Genomic DNA, 18057 nt, shown 5'->3' on the forward strand with positions numbered 1-18057 from the left:
ACACGGTTACGGTCCGCCGGTTCAGGCGTCGGGCGAGCCTTCGCCGCCGGCGGGGGCGTCGTCGCGGCCTTCGGCGGGTTCTTCCGCCGATTGGCCGAGGTTGGTGGCGTCTTCGTCATGGTGCGGCTGCTGTTCGGAATCGATCATCGGTCATGCTCCTGGTCGGGTCGACCCGGAACGCATGATGCCGATCAAAAGGTGCCGGCACGTCCCGAAAGACGCGCCGGCACAATATTTTACGCTTCGGCGGTTTCGGCCGGTGCGGCGGCGGCTTCTTCAGCGGCCTTGGCCTTTTCAGCGCGTTCCTCGGCGCGCTCGACGGCCTTCTCGCCCGGCTTGCCCTTGCTCGGGTTGTTGCGGGCAGCGCGTTCCTTCACGCCGGCCTTGTCGAGGAAGCGGGCGACGCGGTCGGTCGGCTGCGCGCCGACGCTCAGCCAATGGGTCGCACGTTCGGCGTCGAGCACGACGCGCTTTTCGTCTTCCTTGCCCAGCAGCGGGTTGTAGGTGCCGATCTTCTCGATGAAGCGGCCGTCACGCGGGCTGCGCGCATCGGCGACGACGATGCGGTAGTACGGACGCTTCTTCGAGCCACCACGCGACAGACGGATGCTGATTGCCATTATTCTTCTTCCTTCGTTGGTTCGTGTAAGCCGGTTCCGACCGGCAATTACTTCTTCTTGATAAGGTTTTCGAAGCCGGGGGGCAGTTGCGGCATGCCGCCGCCCTTCCCGCCCATGCCGCCGAGCCCTGGCAGGCCCGGCATTTCGCCACCCGCCTTGCTCATCAGGTCGCCAAGGCCGGGGCCGCCCAGCGCATTGCCGAGGCCGCCCATGCCGCCCTTGCCCAGCATCGACATCATGCCCTTGATTCCGCCCATCTTCTTGAGCTTCTTCATGGCCGACTGCATTTCCTGATGCATCTTCAGCAGCTTGTTGATGTCCTGCACCGTGGTGCCCGACCCCTTGGCAATGCGGATCTTGCGCTTGGCATTGATTAGTTCGGGCCTGGCGCGTTCCTTCACCGTCATCGACGTGATCATCGCGTCCATGCGCAGCAGGATCTTTTCATCCACCGCACCCGACGCCATCGCCGCCTGCGCCTTCTTCATGCCGGGAATCATGCCCGCCAGCGCGCCGAGGCCACCCATGCGCCGCATCTGCGCCAGCTGCCCGCGCAGATCGTTCATGTCGAACTGACCCTTGGCAAGGCGACCGGCCATGCGCTCGGCATCTTCGGCCTCGATCGACTGTGCGGCCTTTTCGACCAGCGAGACGACGTCTCCCATGCCGAGGATGCGCCCCGCGACGCGCTTGGGGTGGAACGGCTCGATCGCGTCAAGCTTTTCGCCGGTGCCCGCGAACTTGATCGGTTTGCCGGTGACCGCCCGCATCGACAGCGCGGCACCACCGCGCGCATCGCCGTCCATCCGCGTCAGGATGACGCCGGTCAGCGGCACCTGTTCGGAGAAGTTCTGCGCGACGTTGACCGCGTCCTGACCGGTCAGCGAGTCGACGACGAGCAGGATTTCGTTCGGCCGGGCAATGTCCGCCACGGCCTTCATCTCGTCCATCAGCGCCTGATCGACGTGCAGGCGGCCCGCCGTATCGAGCATGACGACGTCATAGCCCTGCAACTTCGCCGATTGCAGCGCGCGCCGCGCGATATCGACCGGCTGCTGGCCCTGCACGATCGGCAGCGTCGCGACCTCGACCTGCGTGCCAAGGACCGCCAGCTGTTCCTGCGCCGCCGGACGATTGACGTCGAGCGACGCCATCATCACCTTCTTGCCCTCGCGCTTGGCGAGCAGCTTGGCGAGCTTGGCCGTCGTGGTGGTCTTGCCCGAACCCTGCAAGCCGACCAGCATCACGACCGCCGGTGGGGTGACCGCGACATCGAGTTCGGCGGTGTCCGACCCCAGCATGTCGATCAGCGCGTCGTGCACGATCTTGACGACCTGCTGCCCCGGCGTGATCGAACGCAGAACATTCTGGCCGACCGCGGCCTCGGTCGCCTTCTCGACGAAATCGCGGGCGACCGGCAGCGCCACGTCCGCTTCGAGCAGGGCGACGCGGACTTCACGCATCGCGGTGCGAACGTCGGCTTCGGTCAGTGCGCCGCGACCGCGCAAACGATCGAACACCCCTCCCAGCCGGTCACTCAGACTCTCGAACACGCTACCACTCCAACCTTGCCGCGTGAAAAACGCTCAAGCAAAACACGCCGGCGGACGAAACCTCGTCGGCCGGCGTCGCCCGCGGGCGGCAATGCTGAACGTCTCCCTGCAGAAACGATCCGCGCCCTTACCCCGAAACTCGGTTCAGCGCAAGTCATGGCGATCGGCGGGGCTTCCGGGGCGGACATCCGGTCGGCTTTAACCGCTTCTACACCGATGACCCTGATAAACGATGGTGATGGAATGGGATCGTCAAAAAGGAACCGAGGGCATCGGCCCCGCTCTGGCGGAACCGCGGGAACGCGGCGAACGCTGGACCCTGGCGATCTGCGCCGGCGCGATCCTGTTGTTCGTAGGCCTGAGCTTCGCCGTCATATCGGGGCTGCTCGACCACCGCTTCTACGGCGGTGAGCCGGTCGCGCAGCCGCTGGTGACGGCGTTGCTGATTAATGCTGCGCTGGTCATCTTCGGCTGGCGACGCCACCGTGCCGTCCGGGTCGAGATGCATGGCCGTTCCGCCGCCGAGGAGCGCGCACGGCTGCTGGCGTCGCGCGATCCGCTAACCGGCTTCCTCAACCGCCGCAGTCTCAGCGAGGCCGGTGCCGCGCTGCTGCGATCGGCGACGAAGCGCGATCAGGCCGTGGCGCTGCTGATCGTCGACCTCGATCATTTCAAGATGGTCAACGACATGCACGGCCATGCCGCTGGCGACAGCGTGCTGCGTAGCGTCGCGCTGGAAATCGCCGGTGCGATGCCACCCGCTGCACTGACCGCCCGATTCGGCGGCGACGCCTTTGCCTGCGCCTTCGTGTTCGACGCACGCGATCCGTCGGTCGTCGAACGCATCGCGAACCGCGTCATCACCGCACTGTCGCAACCGATGTTCGTCGACGACCTGCGCATTCACCTGAGCTGCTCGATCGGCATCGCCCGGTCGGACTTCGACGGCGGCGGGATCGACACGCTGCTGCGTTCCGCCGATATCGCGATGTATTCGGCCAAGAAATCGGGTCGCGGCGACTTCACCTGGTTCGACCGGGCGATGGAACATGCGTTGATCGACCGCAACGACATCGAAAGTGGCCTTCGCCTCGCAATCCCCGCCGGACAGGTCGTGCCGTATTTCGAACCACAGGTCGATCTGGCGACCGGCCGGTTGTGCGGGTTCGAGGTGCTGGCACGCTGGACGCATCCGACGCAGGGGCCGATTCCGCCCGATCGCTTCATTCCGGTGGCGGAGGAAGCCGGGCTGATCGGTGATCTGTCGCTGTCGATCATGCGACAGGCGTTCGCCGCCGCGCGCGACTGGGATCCGGGCATCACCCTGTCGGTCAACATCTCGCCATGGCAGCTGCGCGACGCATGGCTGGCGCAGAAGATCATCAAGACGACCGTCGAATGCGGTTTCGCACCCAACCGGCTGGAGATCGAGATCACCGAAAGCGCGTTGTTCGACAATCTGCCGCTGGCGCAGTCGATCGTCGGATCGCTCAAGAATCAGGGCGTGCGCCTGTCGCTCGACGATTTCGGCACCGGCTATTCGAGCCTTGCGCATCTGCGGGCACTGCCGTTCGACCGGATCAAGATCGACAAGAGCTTCGTTCTGTCGCTGCTCGACAATGCCGATTCGGCGGCGATCGTCCACGCGATCATCGGCCTTGGCGAAAGCCTGAACCTGCCGATCACCGCCGAGGGCGTCGAAACCGACGCGATCGCGGAGCGACTGGCCGCGCTGGGGTGCGCGAAGGCGCAGGGCTGGGCCTATAGCCGGCCGCTGACCGTAGCCGACACGCGGCGGATGCTGGCCGCGCGCGGGCTGCTGCATAGCGGCGGATCGGCCGATGCCGACACGACCGACGTCACCAACCGGCGTCGGGCCGGGTGAGATAGGCGCGCTCCGCCTCGGTCGATTCCCGGCCGAGCGCGGCGTTGCGCGACGGATACCGACCATATTGCGCAAGGACCGCCGCATGATCGCGCGCGAATTGCAGGTTCAGCGGATTGCCGAGCGATTCGAAACAGCGCAGCGAGAATCGCGCCACCCCGGCGTCCTCGCAGTGCATCAGCGGCATGTAGAGAAACGAGCGTTCGAGCGGCGGAAATTCCCGATCGTCGCCCCGCGCAATCCCGATCAGTGCCAGTTCGAGCGCCAGCGGGTCGGCGGCGAACGCATCGGCGGTGCCGCGATGAATGTTGCGCGAAAACTGATCAAGCAGGATCACCGCCGCCAATAGAAGATGCTCCTCTTCGCGCCACTCGGCCGCCTCGCTCGCCAGCACCGCGTCGCGCAGGCCACCGAACCGGTCGGCGATTGTCGCATCCAGCGCCGCATCCTTGGCGAAATGCCGGTCCGGCCCGACCTCGTCGAACCAGAAGTCGAGCACCGCCCGCGCGTTCGCGTGGACTTCGCGTGTCCCTGTCCCTAGATCACCGCCCATGCCATCCTCCGCTGGTCCCACCATCATCACGCTCGGCTGCCGGCTGAACATCGCCGAAAGCGATGCGATCCGCGGGTTGCTGGTCGACCGCGACGTGACCGTGGTCAATAGCTGTGCGGTCACCAACGACGCGGTAGCCGCCACACGCCGCGCGATCCGCCGCGCCCGCCGCGACCGGCCGACGGGGGCATTGATCGTCACCGGCTGCGCGGCGCAGATCGATCCGGCAAGTTTCGCGGCGATGCCCGAAGTCGACCGGGTCATCGGCAATTCGGATAAGCTGAACCCGGCAGCGTGGAGCTCCACCGATCCGGTCGTGGTCCGCGACATCGCCCGCGTCCTCGACACCGCGCCGCAATTGGCCGGTGGGTTCGAAGGGCAGACCCGCGCCTTTGTCGAGGTGCAGAACGGGTGTGACCACCGCTGCACCTTCTGCGCGATCCCGGCCGGTCGTGGCCCCTCGCGATCGGCGACGATCGATGACGTAGTGGCGCAGGTCGCCGGCCTCGTTTTGGCTGGTCATGCCGAAATCGTGCTGACCGGTGTCGACGTGTCGAGCTATGGCGACGACCTGTCCGATACCCCGAAGCTGGGCGATCTGGTCGAGGCGATCCTTGCCCGCACCGGCTTGCGACGGCTGCGGCTATCCTCACTCGATCCGGCAGTATTCGATACCAAGCTGTTCGAATTGTTGACGCAAGAGCCACGCGTCATGCCGCACGTCCATCTATCGTTTCAAGCCGGCGACGACATGATCCTCAAGCGGATGCGCCGCCGCCACAGCCGCGCCGATGCGGTCGCGCTGGTCGATCGATTGAAGACGGCGCGCGGAGAAATCGCGATCGGTGCCGATCTCATCGCCGGCTTTCCGACCGAGGACGATGCGATGGCGGCGAACACGCTCGCGCTGATCGACGATTGCGATATCGTCCATGCCCATGTCTTTCCCTACAGCCCGCGCGCGCGTACCCCGGCGGCTCGGATGCCGCAGGTGCCGCCGCCGATCGGCAAGGCGCGCGCGCAGGCGTTACGCGCCGCCGCCGAACGCCGCCACCGCGACTGGCTGCAACGGCAGGTCGGTACCACCGCCGACATCCTCGTCGAACGCCCCGGCACGCGCGGGCACAGCCCCGGTTTCGCCGATGTTTCGCTTCCCCCCTGCCCGCCCGGTTCGATCGTGACCGCGCGGCTGACCCATATCGAAGGCAATCAGTTGATCGGAATGCCCCTATGAGCCTTTCGTGGCACGAACGCCTGCTCGGCGGCCTCAAGAAGACCTCCGACCGGTTGACCGGCAATCTCGTCGGGCTGTCCGCCGCGCGGCTCGATGACGCGCAACTCGACGATATCGAGGAAGCGCTGATCGCCTCCGACCTCGGCCCCGCCACTGCCGCGCGGGTCCGCCAGCGTCTCGCCGAAGGGCAATATGAGCGCAACATGGAGGAACTCGGCATCCGGCTGGTCGTCGCCGAAGAGATCGAAAAGGTCTTAACACCGGTTGCCAAGCCACTGGAAATCGAGGCCTTTCCACGGCCGCAAGTCATTCTGGTCATCGGCGTCAACGGATCGGGCAAGACCACCACCATCGCCAAGCTCGCCAAGACACTGGTCGAGCAGGATTATGGCGTGATGCTGGCGGCGGGCGACACGTTTCGCGCTGCCGCCATCGGTCAGCTCAGGACCTGGGCCGAGCGGATCGGTGTGCCGATCGTCAGCGGGGCCGAGGGCGGCGACGCGGCAGGCATCGTCTATGAAGCGGTCAAGCAGGCGACGGCGACCGGCATCGACGTGCTGATCGTCGACACCGCCGGTCGCCTGCAGAACAAGCGCGAACTGATGGACGAACTGGCAAAGGTCCGCCGCGTCCTTGGCCGCCTGAACCCGGCAGCCCCGCACGACGTCGTCCTCGTGCTCGATGCGACAACCGGGCAGAACGCCCTGAACCAGATCGAGGTGTTCAAGGAGATGGCGGGCGTCACCGGCCTCGTCATGACCAAGCTGGATGGCACGGCGCGCGGCGGCGTGCTGGTCGCGGCGGCGGAAAGGTTCGGGCTGCCGATCCATGCAATCGGAGTCGGCGAGACCGCCGACGACCTGCGCGGGTTCGACGCCAACGAAGTCTCGCGGATCATCGCCGGTGTCGAACGGGTGCGCAAATGACCGTCGATCGCAAGCCCACCTCGCCGCTGTTCCGCATGGCGCTCGATTACGGGCCGCTGGTGGTGTTCTTCGTCGCCAATCTGCTGGCGGGCAAGATCGGCCTTCCCGACATGATCGATTCGCTGGCGCAGGTCATCATCGCCAGCGCCGCGTTCATGATCGCCAGCGTGATCGCGATCATCGTGTCGAAATGGAAGACCGGCCATATCTCGCCGATGCTGTGGCTGTCAGCGGGGCTGGTCGTCGTGTTCGGCGCGCTGACGCTGTATTTCCGCGACGATACCTTCATCAAGATGAAGCCGACCATCGTCTATGCGATGTTCTCGGCGATCCTGACTTTCGGCCTCGTCACCGGGCGGCCGCTGCTGCAGCAGTTGCTGGAAACCGCCTATCCAGGGCTGAGCGCGCTGGGGTGGCGCAAGCTGACGATCAACTGGGCGGCGTTCTTCGCGTTCATGGCCGTGCTGAACGAAGTCGTCTGGCGGCATTCGAGCTGGGATTTCTGGGTCGGGTTCAAGCTGTGGGGCGCAGTCCCGCTGACCCTGTTGTTCGCGCTGGCGAATATTCCGATGCTGTTGAGGCATGGACTGAAAATGGGCGAAGACGCGCCGTTGCCGCCGGCAGACTAATCTCTTTCTCCCCCATGGGGAGAGGGTCGGGGAGAGGGGGAGTCCCGAGCGTCGCGCGCATGAAAAAAGGGCCGCCCTTGCGGACAGACCCCTCTCCCAACCCTCTCCCCTGAAGGGGAGAGGGCTATCGGCGGATTACTTCACCGCTGCGTCATAGCGTTGGCCGACCTTGTCCCAGTCGACCACGTCCCACCACGCCTTCAGATACGCCGGACGCGCATTTCGGTACGTGATGTAATAAGCGTGTTCCCACACGTCGTTGCCGAGGATCGGCGTGCCCTTGACCGGGGCGACGTCCATCAGCGGATTGTCCTGGTTCGGGGTCGAGGTGATGGCCAGCTTGCCGTCCTGACCGACGATCAGCCACGCCCAGCCCGACCCGAACTGGTTCGCGCCCGCCGTGTTGAACTGCTCCTTCAGCTGGTCGAGCCCGCCGAACTGCTGGTCGATCGCGTCCTTCAACGCGCCCGACGGCTGCGATCCGCCGCCCTTCATGGTTTCCCAGAAGAATGTGTGGTTCCAGAAGCCACCGCCATTGTTGCGCAGCTTGGCCGAACCGCTGCCGATGTTGGCCAGCAGCTCCTCGATCGACTTGCCTTCGAGGCTCGTGTCTTCCGACACCGCTTCGTTCAGCTTGTCGGTATAGGCCTGATGATGCTTGTCGTGGTGCAGCGTCATCGTTTCCTTGTCGATGGTCGGCTCCAGCGCATCATAGGCATAGGGCAGCGGCGGAAGTTCGAACGCCATGGCAATCCTCCTTGGGTAACAAAGAACTCGTGCGACCGAACGCCGTACGCGCCGCTTGGCTCCGATCGTTACGCCTGCGAACCCATAGGCGGGCCGGGCGGTGGCGAAAAGGGGTCAGCCGCCCTGCCCGAGCATACCGTGTCGCTTCAGCGCGTGGCGCAACTGGTCATAGGTCAGGCCGATCGCGTCGGCGCAGTTCCGCTGGTTGTAGCGCGCCTCCGCCATCGCCCGCGTCAACAACTGCCGTTCGAACCGGTTGACCCGCGTCTTGAAATCCTCGCCGCAATCGTCCGGAGCAGCCGGTTCGGCCATCGGGGCACCCGCGACCGGAGCGGCAGCACCAGCCGCCGGGGCAGCGCCGCCCCGCGGGCGGAAGGGCGAGGCGAACGGATCGACCTCGATCAGATCGATCGCCCCCGGCCGTTCCCAGCGATAGACCGAGCGTTCGACTGCGTTGCGCAACTCGCGGACATTGCCCGGCCAGCGATGCTCCATCAGTTGATCGACAGCGTTAGGGCCGAACCCGACCCATTCGTCGCGCCCGATTTCCGCCGCCATGCGCCGCCCGAAGAAATCGGCCAGTACCATGATATCCCCCGGCCGCGCGCGTAGCGGGGGCAGCGTCACCACCTCGAAACTCAACCGGTCGAGCAGATCGGCGCGGAACGTCCCGCAATCGACCCGGTCGGGCAGATGTTCGTTGGTCGCGGCAACGATGCGGACATCGACCCGGATCGGCCGCGATGATCCGATCCGGGTCACCTCGCCATATTCGACCGCGCGCAACAGCCGCTCCTGCGCGCCCATCGACAACGTGCCCAGTTCGTCGAGGAACAGCGTGCCGCCATCGGCTTCCTCGAATCGCCCCGTCCGTGCCTTGGTCGCGCCGGTGAACGCGCCCGCCTCGTGCCCGAACAATTCGGCCTCGATCAGCGTCTCGGGGAGCGCGGCGCAGTTCATCACCACCAACGGTTGATCCCAGCGCGCCGACAGGCGGTGGAGCCTCTCGGCCACCAACTCCTTGCCGGTCCCCCGTTCGCCGATCACCAGCACCGGGCGATCGAGCGCGGCGGCCCGGCTGGCCCGTTCGAGGGCATCTAAAAACGGACCGGACTGGCCGACGACCTGGGTTGCGCGCTCCATGCCGATCATGTGGCGTATTTTCCCAATAATTCGCAAGAGGCCAAATGCCAGAGGACACCCAATCTCCGGAAAGTGACGTAAGTCCGTCGTTTTCGAAATTGGCACGGCTCCTGCAAGGTAGTTAGCAAGCCCGACATAGGGCGCAGAACACAAGGCTTCAGGGAGTTTTCCTCATGCGCAACCAATCGAACCTCTCGCTCTCGCAATCGGTCGCCAGCATGGCCGCCGCGCTGCTGGTGAGCCTGTTCGTCCTTGGCGCGACGACCACGACCGGTCCGACCGCCGCCACCCATGCCACCGCGCTAATCGCGTAAGGTGGCAGGCCGGGGCGGTTCTGCCCCGTTCCGTCCCGGCCACCCGAGAATTCTTCAGGAGTAACCGATGGGTATTTTCTCCCGCACCCGCGACATCATCGCCGCCAACGTCACCGACCTGCTCGACAAGGCCGAGGATCCGGCGAAGATGATCCGCATGATCATCCTTGAAATGGAGGAAACGCTGGTCGAGGTCCGCGCCTCTGCCGCGCGCACCATCGCCGACCAGAAGGAAATGCGCCGCCATATCGGCAAGCTGGACAAGCTGCAGGAAAACTGGACCGAAAAGGCCGAACTGGCGCTGAGCAAGGACCGCGAGGATCTGGCCAAGGCAGCACTGGTCGAACGACAGAAGGCGGTCGACATGGCCGAACAGCTCAACAGCGAGATCGTCGTGCTCGACGACGCGCTGCGCGCTTCGGAAGTCGATATCGCCAAGCTCCAGAGCAAGCTGCGCGAGGCGCGGACCCGGCAGAGCGCCATCCAGACGCGGATGGAAACCGCCAACAACCGCACCAAGCTGCGCGAGATGTATGCCGGCAGCAAGACCGCCGACGCCTTCAGCCGCTTCGACGTGCTGGAACGCCGTGCCGATCTGGCCGAAGGTCGCGCCGACGCCGCCGGCATGGGCCAGCCGGGCAAGAGCCTTGAGGAAGAGATCGCCGAACTGCGGTCGTCCGACAAGATCGATGCCGAACTTGCCGCGCTGAAGGCGCGGCTCAACCGGGAGGGCTGAGCGTGGAGGATTTCTTCGGCATCGCCGTGCCGCTCGGCGTCCTCTTCATCGGACTGCCGTGGCTGATCCTCCACTATATCACCAAGTGGAAACAGTCGCCGTCGCTGACCAACGAGGACGAGCGACTGCTCGACGACATGCACCTCACCGCCCGCCGGCTCGAGGAGCGGCTCCAGACGATCGAGCGGATCATCGCCGCCGATCATCCGGACTTCCGCCCCGCCGACCGCGACCTGCCCACCCGCGATTATCGCGACAACGACTTTAACCGGAGGCTCTGATGTCCAGCGCACGCACCAAATTCTATGTCGACAAAGCGAATGGCAAGGTGTCGGGCGTGTGCGCCGGCATCGCCGACTACACCGGTGTCGAGGTCATGTGGATCCGCATCGGCACGGTGTTGCTGACGCTGGCCGGTGGCTTCCCCTGGACAGTGATCGCCTATTTCATGATCGCCTGGATGGCGCAGAAAAAGCCGGTCGGCCTGTACGAAAGCCGCGAGGACGAGAAATTCTGGCAGGGCGTACGGTCGAACCCGACCCGCACCGCGTCGGAAATGCGATCGACGTTCCGCGACATCGACCGTCGCCTCGCCGATATCGAAATGTACTATACCAGCCGCAACACCCGTCTGGCGGACGAGATCGACAGCCTGCGCTGAACCGATCCCCGCCGGGGCCGATGAGGGAGAGAGACGATGAATTGGGGTGGACCGGGGTTCGTGCTGGCGATCATCGCGATCGTCATGGCAGCGAGCATCGTCAAGACCGCGATCCGTGCGAAGCACGGTTATCCGCTGGACGACGAAGGATGCGACGGCAAACGCAAGGGCAGGCGCCGCCATGAACAGATCGACGCGATCCGGCAGGCGCAGCTGATGGCGCAGCAGAACGAACAGTTGCAGGGCAAGGTCCTGCGCCTCGAAGAGCGCATCGCCGTTCTCGAACGCATCGCCACCGATCCTGCCACCCGCACCGCGCGCGAAATCGACGCGCTGCGCTGAACCGATCAGGAGTATCGATCATGCCTCCCACAATGCTCATCGTAATCGCCGCTGTCGTCGGCCTCTCTGCCATCGGCGGCTGGATCTTCACCACCTGGCTTCGCGTCAAGAACGGCTACCCCCTCGACGGTGCATGGGGACAGGCGATCTACCCGAAGCGCGACGACGAAACGGTCGAGCGGGTGAAGCTGCTGAGCCAGGAAAACGCCCGACTGAAGGCCGAGCTGGGGTCGATCAAGGACCGCCTCGCCAATGTCGAGCGGATCGTGACCGACAGTTCGCATGGGCTCGACCGCGAGATCGAGTTGTTGCGCGGCCGGACGAACTGAAAGGAACGACCATGAGCCCGCTCTGGATTCCCATTCTCGGCGTGTCGATCCCGGTCATCGCGATCCTCGCCAACCACGTCTTCAAACCCTGGATGGCGCTGAAGGAACGCGAACTCGAAATCCGCGGCACCGAGTCCGCCGAAAAGGCCGCGCAATATGCCGCGCAGACCGAACGGCTGGAACAGCGTGTCCGCGTCCTCGAACGGATCATCACCGACCGCGGTGTCGACCTGTCCGACGAGATCGAACGCCTCCGCGACAAACCGCTCAACTGACAAACCCGACGAGAAGGGCAGTCCGATGAACCTTACTTTTACCCTCGCACTCGCCGCCACCACCCTTGCCGCCGTCGCGATCGTATCGGTCACGATGCTGTCGGGCTGGCGCGGCTGGCTGGCGCTGCAACAGCAACGGCTTGGCGACAAACCGATGACCCAGCCCGCCCCCAATGTCGGCACCCGGATCGAGATCGCCGACCTCAAGGAACGCATCCGCAAGCTCGAAGCGATCGCCGCCGGGGTGGAACTCTGACGTCGAATGCCTATAGCGGCGTCATGCAGAGCATCGACGATATCCGCGAAGAATATGAATTCCTCGACGGCGACGACCGCTACCGGTTGCTGATCGACCTGGGCCGGCAACTGGAGCCGATGCCCGATCCCCTCAAGACCGATGCGACGCTGGTGCGCGGTTGTTCGGCATCGGTCTGGGTATATCCGCAGCAACAGGCCGACGGCACGCTCCACTTCCTCGCCGACAGCAACGCTGCGATCACCAAGGGGATCATCGCACTGGTGCTGGCGACCGTGCAGGACCGCGAAGCACCGACGATCCTGTCCACCGATATCGACGCGACCCTCGCCCCGTTCGACCTGCGCAACCAGTTGAGTTCGAACCGGACGCAGGGGATACCGAACATGATCGCGCTGATCCGCGAAACGGCGGCGCGGTTGGCGTGACGCCACTGGCGGCCGGTGCCGCCTTTCGTTAGCATCGCGCCGAACGCCGACAGAACCGGCAGGTCCGGGGGGAGCGCGGTTGGCATGAAGCACGTGCGATGGATAAACCCGCTGCTGTTCGCCGGACTGGTCGCCGTACCCTTGCCCGGACAGACCCCTGCTCCGCCCGACGCGACCGCCGATGACGAGATCGTCGTCATCGCACGCAAGCTACGCAAGGTGCGGCTGAACTATACGACGCGCGGGCAATGGGTGACGAAATGCGAAGCCGAGGTATCGAGTGGCGATCCCCGCATCGACCGGATCATGTGCGCGATCGTGAAGGCCTGCGTTCGCGAGGGCAATCGCGAGGCGAAGGAAACGCAAGCCTGTGTCGCCGGCCGGATCGACCAGCTGGTCGAAGCCACACCTGCGCCGGTTGACGTGGCCGCTGCGCCGCCGCCCCCAGACCTGCCGCCGGTAGCGCAAAGCACTCCGCCGATGTCGAACAGCGGGGGGTCGGATATCGTCGTCCGCGGTGCGCCGGCCGATATCGTCGTGGTGGGTAATATCCCCTCGCTGCGTGGCGGCCTGTGGCAGTTCCGGCGCAGCGCGACGCTCGCCCTCGTCGGCGGCGGCGGCGCGCGCCCGGTACGGTTTACCCAGTGCCTGCCCGACGGCACGATCGAAGCCACGCTGCGGCGCGCTGCGGGGGAAGGCAACATGATGACCGGCCTTCTCGCCGGGGCGCAGTGCGGGCGGCTGCGGACGAAGATGGCCCACGGCCGCATCGATGCGTCGCGCTCGTGCATCAATGCCCGGACCCAGCGCCGGCTGGAAATGACCGGTCGCTACGATAAACGACAGCTGACGCTGAACTATGTCGTCGAACAGGATCAGGACGGCCCGGAACGTGGCGGGGGCGCGGGCTGGAACCCCGCGAGACAGGTCGGCTATCGCTGGCAGGTCAGCGCCACCCGGATCGGCGAATGTCCGGTCAAGGAACGGCGCGACGAGGTGAACATGAACGAGGCGATCCTCGCGCTGTTCTCCGAATACGGCCCGAGCGACTCAGGCGCCCTGATCGAGCCCTAACCGAGCCGCCACCGCGTCCAGATCATCGCCCGGCCGCACCAGCAGCCAGTCCCCCGGCCGTTCGCTGTCGACAACGACCACCGCGCCCTTGGGACACACGTCGAGGCACTTCACCTCGACCACGCCCGCTCGCGACTTCGGGCCGTTCTTCAGCTTCAGATGCTTGCGCAACGCCTTGGCCAGCGGCTTGCCCGACTCACCGAACCCGCCGTCCAGCTTTTTCGAACATTTGGCGCAGACCAGCACGGCCTTGTCCCAGCGCGACCGGACGGCGGTTCTCACACGGGGGTCCTCACGCCGGTTTCCAGTTCCGCCGTTCTTCCGCCGTCCGCAGCACGTCATAGGCCGCCTGGATCGCGTGGAATTTCTTTGACGCATCGGCGTCGCCGGGGCGGACATCGGGATGGTTCACCTTGGCCAGCTTGCGCCATGCCAGCCGGATCGTATCGAAATCGGCGTCCGGATCGCATTCGAGGACGTCGAGCGCGCGCATTTCGTCGCGCGAACGCGTGCCGTCGCCCGACCCGGCCCAGGCATTCGATGCCGATGCCGCATAGCCGTTGGCGGTACGGCGCTCGTCCGCTTCCCGCGCCTTGGCCTCTTCCTCGTTCAGCCCTTCGAAGTAGTTCCAGCCCTTGTTATATTCGGCTGCGTGCGCTTCGCAGAAATACCAGCGATCGGGGCTGCTGGGCGATTTGGGCGCGGGGCATTTGCCGGGTTCGGTGCAGCCATGGCGATCGCACAGTTTCACCGTCTGCGCCTCGCGGCCCTCGGTGTACCCCCGCCAGCGGGGAAAACCCCAGTCGTTCGATCGCGTATATCTTGCCATTGTCTTCGAAATAAGCCGCCGTGCGCCCCACGCAACCCATTGCCGCGCGCGAATGTCAGAGGGTCTGTAAGCCGGGTTCTGTCCACCTGCATGAAACAGGATAGGCGACCATTCCTCTTGGACGACGCTTGCGCGCCATCTCTAGCAACCAACCCGGGCAGCGGGCCGGAACATGCCCCGAAGCGCTTGCGCCCTTCATGCCGCCCCTATTCGGTCTTGCTCCCGGTGGGGTTTGCCATGCCGCTGCTGTTACCAGCCGCGCGGTGCGCTCTTACCGCACCCTTTCACCGTAACCCGGCCGAAGCCAAAGGCCGTCTGCTCTCTGTGGCACTGTCCCTGAACCCCCGGCCGAAGCCGAAAGCCCGCCGGGCGTTACCCGGCACCGTCGTTTCCGTGGAGCCCGGACTTTCCTCGGCACGCTTGCGCGTGACGCGGCCGCCTGACCCTCTGACGCTCCCGCCCCTAGCGGACGGAGCGCGCCGGTTCAATCGTCGCCTTGCGGCTTGGGCAGCAACAGCGCCAGCAACAGCATCCGGCATTCGCCATCGGCGATGCCGTCGATCATTTCGGGCCGGAAACGCCGCTGGAACGCGGTTATCGCCGCATGCCGGTCGGACACGTCATATCCGAAGCGTTCGAGTGCCAGCAGGAACCCGGCATCGCTCCATCCCGGGTCCATCAGGTTGCGGGTCGGCCGGGGCAGCGCGAGGCGCAGCCGCGCCAGTCGGTTCCACGGGAACAACTCGCCCGGGTCCTGCTTGCGCGCCGGAGCGATATCCGAATGGCCGACGACATTGCCGCGCGTGATCTGATGCCGGTCCTTGATATCGTGGACCAGCGGGATCAGCGCGTCGATCTGCGCTTCGGGGAAATCGCGATAGCCGAATTCGTGTCCGGGATTGACCAGTTCGATGCCGATCGACGCGCTGTTGACGTCGGTGACCCCGCGCCAGTGCGACTTGCCGGCATGCCACGCGCGCTTGTCCTCGGCGACCAGTCGGTGGATCGTGCCGACTTCGTCGATGACATAATGCGCCGACACCTCGGCCCGCGGATCGGTCAGCCTTGCGATCGCGGACGCCGCGTCGGTCATGCCCGTATAATGCAGCACCAGCATGGTGACGGGCAGCAAACGTTCGCCGAAGTTCGGCGACGGCGTCTCGATCATCTGCACGCGACTCTTTCCCCTCACCCCACTGCGTCCCGATTGCGGCGGGACGCAGGGAAAGGCAAGGTCAGTGCGCCGCCGGCCGGTACAGTCCGCGATAGCGCTCCGACGGCACCAGCGCGTCGGTATGGCCGATGACCGTCTCACCCGCGCCCAGCACCAGCAGCCCGCCGGGGCGGATGACGCCGGCGATCCGGTTGAGCACCTGTCCCCGCATCGCCGGCGACAGATACATGAGCACGTTGCGACACAGCACGATGTCGAACTTGCCCCCCGGCATCGGATCGGCGATCAGGTTCTGCTGCCCGTACAGCAGGCGGAACCGCAGCTCGGCCTTCGCCTCCCACAAATCGTCGCGCGGTTCGAACCACTGCATCATCCGCCGGATCGGCAGCCCGCGCTGAATTTCGAACTGGGTATAGCGGGCCTCGCGCGCGCGCATCAGCGCGCGCAGCGAAATGTCGGTCGCCCGGATTTCCGGCAGCTGCATTCCGGTCCGCTCGCTCGCCTCGGCGAACAGCATCGCCATCGACAACGGTTCCTGGCCGGTCGAACACGCCGCCGACCAGACCCGCAACCGGCGCGGCGCCTCGGCGACCATGTCGATCGCCGCCTGCACGACCGTATCGAGCGTCGCCGCGTCACGAAAGAAGGACGTTTCCTGATTGAGCAGCGCGTCGACGACCAGATCGGCCAGCCCGCCCTCGTTCGAACCCCGGCCGTTGATCCGCGCCACCAGTTCGTCGAGCGTGGCCAAACCGCGCTCCCGCAGCATCGGCTGCAACGCGCTGTCGATCCGCCATGCGCGCCCGGCGTCGAGCTGCTGCCCGGTCCGCTGTTCGAGCAGCGCGACGATCGTGTTGGCGGCGGGGCCGAGCGGACCGGCAGGACGCTGCACGGTCATGCCGGCCGCCGCCGGCGCGCGACGAGCGCCCCCAGTTGTGCCGGCGTACCGATCGTGTTGGCCAGCCCCGCCTCTGCCACCGCCCCCGGCATGCCCCATACGACCGAACTCGCCTGATCCTGCACCGCGACGATGCCCCCTGCCGCCCGGATATTGGCAGCACCCCGCGCGCCGTCGCGGCCCATCCCCGACAGGACGATCCCCAGCGCCCGCGCGCCATATACCTGCGCCACGGAATCGAACATCGGATCGACCGATGGCGTACATCCGCTGATGGACGGTGACCGGTCGAGCCGGGTCGCGGCACCTTCGCTGGTCGGCACCACCCGGATATGCGCGTCGCCGGGCGCCACGATCAGCCGCCCGCGCTGGATGCGCAAACTGTCGCGCGCGACATCGACCGGACGTCGCGCCAGCCCCGCCAGTTGCTGAGCAAAATAGTCGGTGAACGTCCCCGGCAGGTGCTGGGTGACCAGGATCGGTATGTCGAAATCGGGCGGGATCGCCGCCAGCAACGGCGCCAGCGCGTGAATGCCGCCCGTCGACGCGCCGATCGCAATGACATCGAAAACATCGCTGCGGCCGGCGGTGCCGGTTCCGGCCCCACGCGGCACCGTCCGCATCACCCGTTCGATCAGCGTCGCCAGCCTCGTCCCGAACCCGCCGGCCAGCGGGGACGATTCGGGCTTGGCCAGCGTCGCCGCCGCACCCAGCGATAGCGCGTGGCATGCGGTCGGCGACCCGTCGGCGCAGTCACCTGACAGGACGATGACCCGCACCCCCGGTGCCGCCGCCATCAGATCAGGCAGGCCCGACAGACCGTCGATGCCGGGCAGGTTGATGTCGAGAAGGATCAGGTCGACGGACTGTCCTGACAGGCTGCCGGTCGCCTGCGCGATGCCCCCGACCGCGGCGACGACCCGGTGGCCGGGCATCGCTTCGACGATCCGGGCCAGCACGGCCCGGGTGACCGCCGAATCGTCGACGATCAGGACCCTGACGGCCGTTCCGTCGGCTGCGGCAATTGGGGTGAACGGCGCATTCACGGGCTGTATTCGGATCGGATCAGGCGACGCCGACGATCTGCAGCTTGCTTTCCAGCGTCTCGCGATCGAACGGCTTCATCACATATTCGTCGGCCCCGGCCTCGATCGCGGCGCGGATATAGGCCATGCCGTTCTCGGTCGTGCAAAATACGACCTTGGGCTGCATGCCGCCCTCGCTCTGCCGCAGCGCGCGCAGGAAATCCATGCCGCTCATCACCGGCATGTTCCAGTCGAGCAGGATCACGTCGGGCTGCGCCTTTGCGCATTGATCGAGCGCCTCGCGGCCGTCCCCTGCCTCGCGCACCTCGAACTGGAGCGTTTCGAGAATGTGCCGGGCGACCTTGCGGATCACCTTCGAATCATCGACGACCAGGCAATTCTTCATCACGATACCCCATCTTGATA

At 65.8% G+C, this 18057-nt stretch carries 26 protein-coding genes and 1 other RNA gene; 14 read left to right on the plus strand and 13 right to left on the minus strand.

Annotated features, from left to right (window positions below; translation table 11 throughout):
• Positions 1 to 21: 21 nt before the first annotated feature.
• The 3 genes from ASE90_RS20815 to ffh all read right to left on the minus strand — a co-directional run bounded on the left by ASE90_RS20815 (position 22) and on the right by ffh (position 2173).
• Complete coding sequence (locus ASE90_RS20815; protein ID WP_268794997.1) at positions 22 to 147, minus strand: hypothetical protein; 126 nt, start codon at positions 145 to 147, stop codon at positions 22 to 24.
• 89 nt (positions 148 to 236) lie between these two features.
• The gene (gene rpsP, locus ASE90_RS01190; RefSeq protein WP_055994826.1) at positions 237 to 620 is read right to left on the minus strand and encodes a 30S ribosomal protein S16; all 384 of its coding nucleotides are present in this window, start codon (positions 618 to 620) and stop codon (positions 237 to 239) included.
• Positions 621 to 667: 47 nt separating this feature from the next.
• Positions 668 to 2173: a signal recognition particle protein gene (gene ffh / locus ASE90_RS01195; protein WP_055994829.1), complete on the minus strand. Its 1506-nt coding sequence runs from the start codon at positions 2171 to 2173 to the stop codon at positions 668 to 670.
• Between the two features lie 238 nt (positions 2174 to 2411).
• Between ffh and ASE90_RS01200 the strand changes: the two genes are divergently transcribed.
• The gene (locus tag ASE90_RS01200) at positions 2412 to 4058 is read left to right on the plus strand and encodes a putative bifunctional diguanylate cyclase/phosphodiesterase (RefSeq protein WP_055994832.1); all 1647 of its coding nucleotides are present in this window, start codon (positions 2412 to 2414) and stop codon (positions 4056 to 4058) included.
• On the opposite strand, the gene ASE90_RS01205 is transcribed toward ASE90_RS01200, so the two are convergent.
• The gene (locus tag ASE90_RS01205; RefSeq protein ID WP_055994834.1) at positions 4033 to 4611 is read right to left on the minus strand and encodes a DUF924 family protein; all 579 of its coding nucleotides are present in this window, start codon (positions 4609 to 4611) and stop codon (positions 4033 to 4035) included. The two genes, ASE90_RS01200 and ASE90_RS01205, sit on opposite strands and share 26 nt — an antisense overlap.
• Here ASE90_RS01205 and mtaB point away from each other — a divergent pair.
• From mtaB to ASE90_RS01220, 3 genes are read left to right on the plus strand one after another with little or no spacing between them, the layout of a single operon-like run.
• Entirely contained in the window at positions 4610 to 5845 is a 1236-nt protein-coding gene (mtaB, locus tag ASE90_RS01210) for a tRNA (N(6)-L-threonylcarbamoyladenosine(37)-C(2))-methylthiotransferase MtaB (RefSeq protein WP_055994837.1), read from the plus strand. The two genes, ASE90_RS01205 and mtaB, sit on opposite strands and share 2 nt — an antisense overlap.
• Positions 5842 to 6771 (plus strand): signal recognition particle-docking protein FtsY, encoded by a 930-nt coding sequence (ftsY, locus tag ASE90_RS01215; RefSeq protein WP_055994840.1) that lies wholly within the window; start codon positions 5842 to 5844, stop codon positions 6769 to 6771. Before mtaB ends, ftsY begins: the two co-directional genes overlap by 4 nt.
• Positions 6768 to 7400 carry a septation protein A gene (locus tag ASE90_RS01220; protein WP_082449283.1) on the plus strand — a complete coding sequence of 211 codons (633 nt, stop codon included), beginning with the start codon at positions 6768 to 6770 and terminating at the stop codon, positions 7398 to 7400. The genes ftsY and ASE90_RS01220 overlap by 4 nt, the downstream gene beginning before the upstream one ends.
• A 135-nt stretch (positions 7401 to 7535) precedes the next feature.
• Here ASE90_RS01220 and ASE90_RS01225 read toward each other — a convergent pair whose 3' ends face one another.
• Positions 7536 to 8147: a superoxide dismutase gene (locus ASE90_RS01225; protein ID WP_055994843.1), complete on the minus strand. Its 612-nt coding sequence runs from the start codon at positions 8145 to 8147 to the stop codon at positions 7536 to 7538.
• Positions 8148 to 8261: 114 nt separating this feature from the next.
• Positions 8262 to 9290 (minus strand): phage shock protein operon transcriptional activator, encoded by a 1029-nt coding sequence (pspF, locus tag ASE90_RS01230; RefSeq protein WP_055997044.1) that lies wholly within the window; start codon positions 9288 to 9290, stop codon positions 8262 to 8264.
• Between the two features lie 173 nt (positions 9291 to 9463).
• On the opposite strand from pspF, the gene ASE90_RS19450 reads away from it, so the two are divergent.
• The 10 genes from ASE90_RS19450 (at position 9464) to ASE90_RS01275 (ending at position 13705) form a co-directional block, all read left to right on the plus strand.
• Positions 9464 to 9604 carry a hypothetical protein gene (locus ASE90_RS19450; RefSeq protein WP_156361363.1) on the plus strand — a complete coding sequence of 47 codons (141 nt, stop codon included), beginning with the start codon at positions 9464 to 9466 and terminating at the stop codon, positions 9602 to 9604.
• 67 nt (positions 9605 to 9671) lie between these two features.
• Positions 9672 to 10340, plus strand: a complete 669-nt coding sequence (gene pspA, locus ASE90_RS01235) for a phage shock protein PspA (RefSeq protein WP_055994846.1) — start codon at positions 9672 to 9674, stop codon at positions 10338 to 10340.
• A gap of 2 nt (positions 10341 to 10342) precedes the next feature.
• Positions 10343 to 10621, plus strand: a complete 279-nt coding sequence (gene pspB, locus ASE90_RS01240) for an envelope stress response membrane protein PspB (RefSeq protein WP_055994849.1) — start codon at positions 10343 to 10345, stop codon at positions 10619 to 10621.
• Positions 10621 to 11001, plus strand: coding sequence for an envelope stress response membrane protein PspC (gene pspC, locus ASE90_RS01245; RefSeq protein WP_055994852.1), 381 nt, complete (start codon positions 10621 to 10623; stop codon positions 10999 to 11001). Before pspB ends, pspC begins: the two co-directional genes overlap by 1 nt.
• 36 nt (positions 11002 to 11037) lie before the next feature.
• The gene (locus tag ASE90_RS01250; protein WP_055994855.1) at positions 11038 to 11343 is read left to right on the plus strand and encodes a hypothetical protein; all 306 of its coding nucleotides are present in this window, start codon (positions 11038 to 11040) and stop codon (positions 11341 to 11343) included.
• 20 nt (positions 11344 to 11363) lie between these two features.
• Positions 11364 to 11672 carry a hypothetical protein gene (locus ASE90_RS01255; RefSeq protein WP_082449285.1) on the plus strand — a complete coding sequence of 103 codons (309 nt, stop codon included), beginning with the start codon at positions 11364 to 11366 and terminating at the stop codon, positions 11670 to 11672.
• A gap of 11 nt (positions 11673 to 11683) precedes the next feature.
• A complete protein-coding gene (locus ASE90_RS01260) occupies positions 11684 to 11947 on the plus strand; it encodes a hypothetical protein (protein ID WP_055994860.1) in 264 nt (87 codons plus the stop codon).
• A gap of 25 nt (positions 11948 to 11972) precedes the next feature.
• The gene (locus ASE90_RS01265; protein WP_055994863.1) at positions 11973 to 12203 is read left to right on the plus strand and encodes a hypothetical protein; all 231 of its coding nucleotides are present in this window, start codon (positions 11973 to 11975) and stop codon (positions 12201 to 12203) included.
• Between the two features lie 23 nt (positions 12204 to 12226).
• Positions 12227 to 12631 carry a SufE family protein gene (locus tag ASE90_RS01270; protein WP_055994865.1) on the plus strand — a complete coding sequence of 135 codons (405 nt, stop codon included), beginning with the start codon at positions 12227 to 12229 and terminating at the stop codon, positions 12629 to 12631.
• An 84-nt stretch (positions 12632 to 12715) separates the two neighbouring features.
• Positions 12716 to 13705, plus strand: a complete 990-nt coding sequence (locus ASE90_RS01275) for a hypothetical protein (RefSeq protein ID WP_055994868.1) — start codon at positions 12716 to 12718, stop codon at positions 13703 to 13705.
• Here ASE90_RS01275 and ASE90_RS01280 read toward each other — a convergent pair.
• The 7 genes from ASE90_RS01280 to ASE90_RS01305 form a co-directional block, all read right to left on the minus strand.
• A complete protein-coding gene (locus ASE90_RS01280; protein WP_235530482.1) occupies positions 13682 to 13987 on the minus strand; it encodes a (2Fe-2S) ferredoxin domain-containing protein in 306 nt (101 codons plus the stop codon). The two genes, ASE90_RS01275 and ASE90_RS01280, sit on opposite strands and share 24 nt — an antisense overlap.
• Positions 13988 to 13997: 10 nt before the next feature.
• Positions 13998 to 14534: a J domain-containing protein gene (locus tag ASE90_RS01285; protein ID WP_055994874.1), complete on the minus strand. Its 537-nt coding sequence runs from the start codon at positions 14532 to 14534 to the stop codon at positions 13998 to 14000.
• 51 nt (positions 14535 to 14585) lie between these two features.
• Positions 14586 to 14985, minus strand: an RNA gene (rnpB, locus tag ASE90_RS05450) — RNase P RNA component class A.
• Between the two features lie 33 nt (positions 14986 to 15018).
• Positions 15019 to 15702, minus strand: coding sequence for an N-acetylmuramoyl-L-alanine amidase (locus ASE90_RS01290; protein ID WP_055994877.1), 684 nt, complete (start codon positions 15700 to 15702; stop codon positions 15019 to 15021).
• A gap of 67 nt (positions 15703 to 15769) precedes the next feature.
• Positions 15770 to 16606, minus strand: coding sequence for a CheR family methyltransferase (locus ASE90_RS01295; RefSeq protein ID WP_055994880.1), 837 nt, complete (start codon positions 16604 to 16606; stop codon positions 15770 to 15772).
• Positions 16603 to 17652, minus strand: coding sequence for a chemotaxis protein CheB (locus tag ASE90_RS01300; RefSeq protein WP_235531611.1), 1050 nt, complete (start codon positions 17650 to 17652; stop codon positions 16603 to 16605). The genes ASE90_RS01295 and ASE90_RS01300 overlap by 4 nt, the downstream gene beginning before the upstream one ends.
• Before the next feature lie 19 nt (positions 17653 to 17671).
• Positions 17672 to 18037 (minus strand): response regulator, encoded by a 366-nt coding sequence (locus tag ASE90_RS01305; RefSeq protein ID WP_055994883.1) that lies wholly within the window; start codon positions 18035 to 18037, stop codon positions 17672 to 17674.
• Positions 18038 to 18057 lie beyond the last annotated feature (20 nt).

The sequence above is a fragment of the Sphingomonas sp. Leaf67 genome (assembly GCF_001421965.1).
Taxonomy (GTDB): Bacteria; Pseudomonadota; Alphaproteobacteria; order Sphingomonadales; family Sphingomonadaceae; genus Sphingomonas.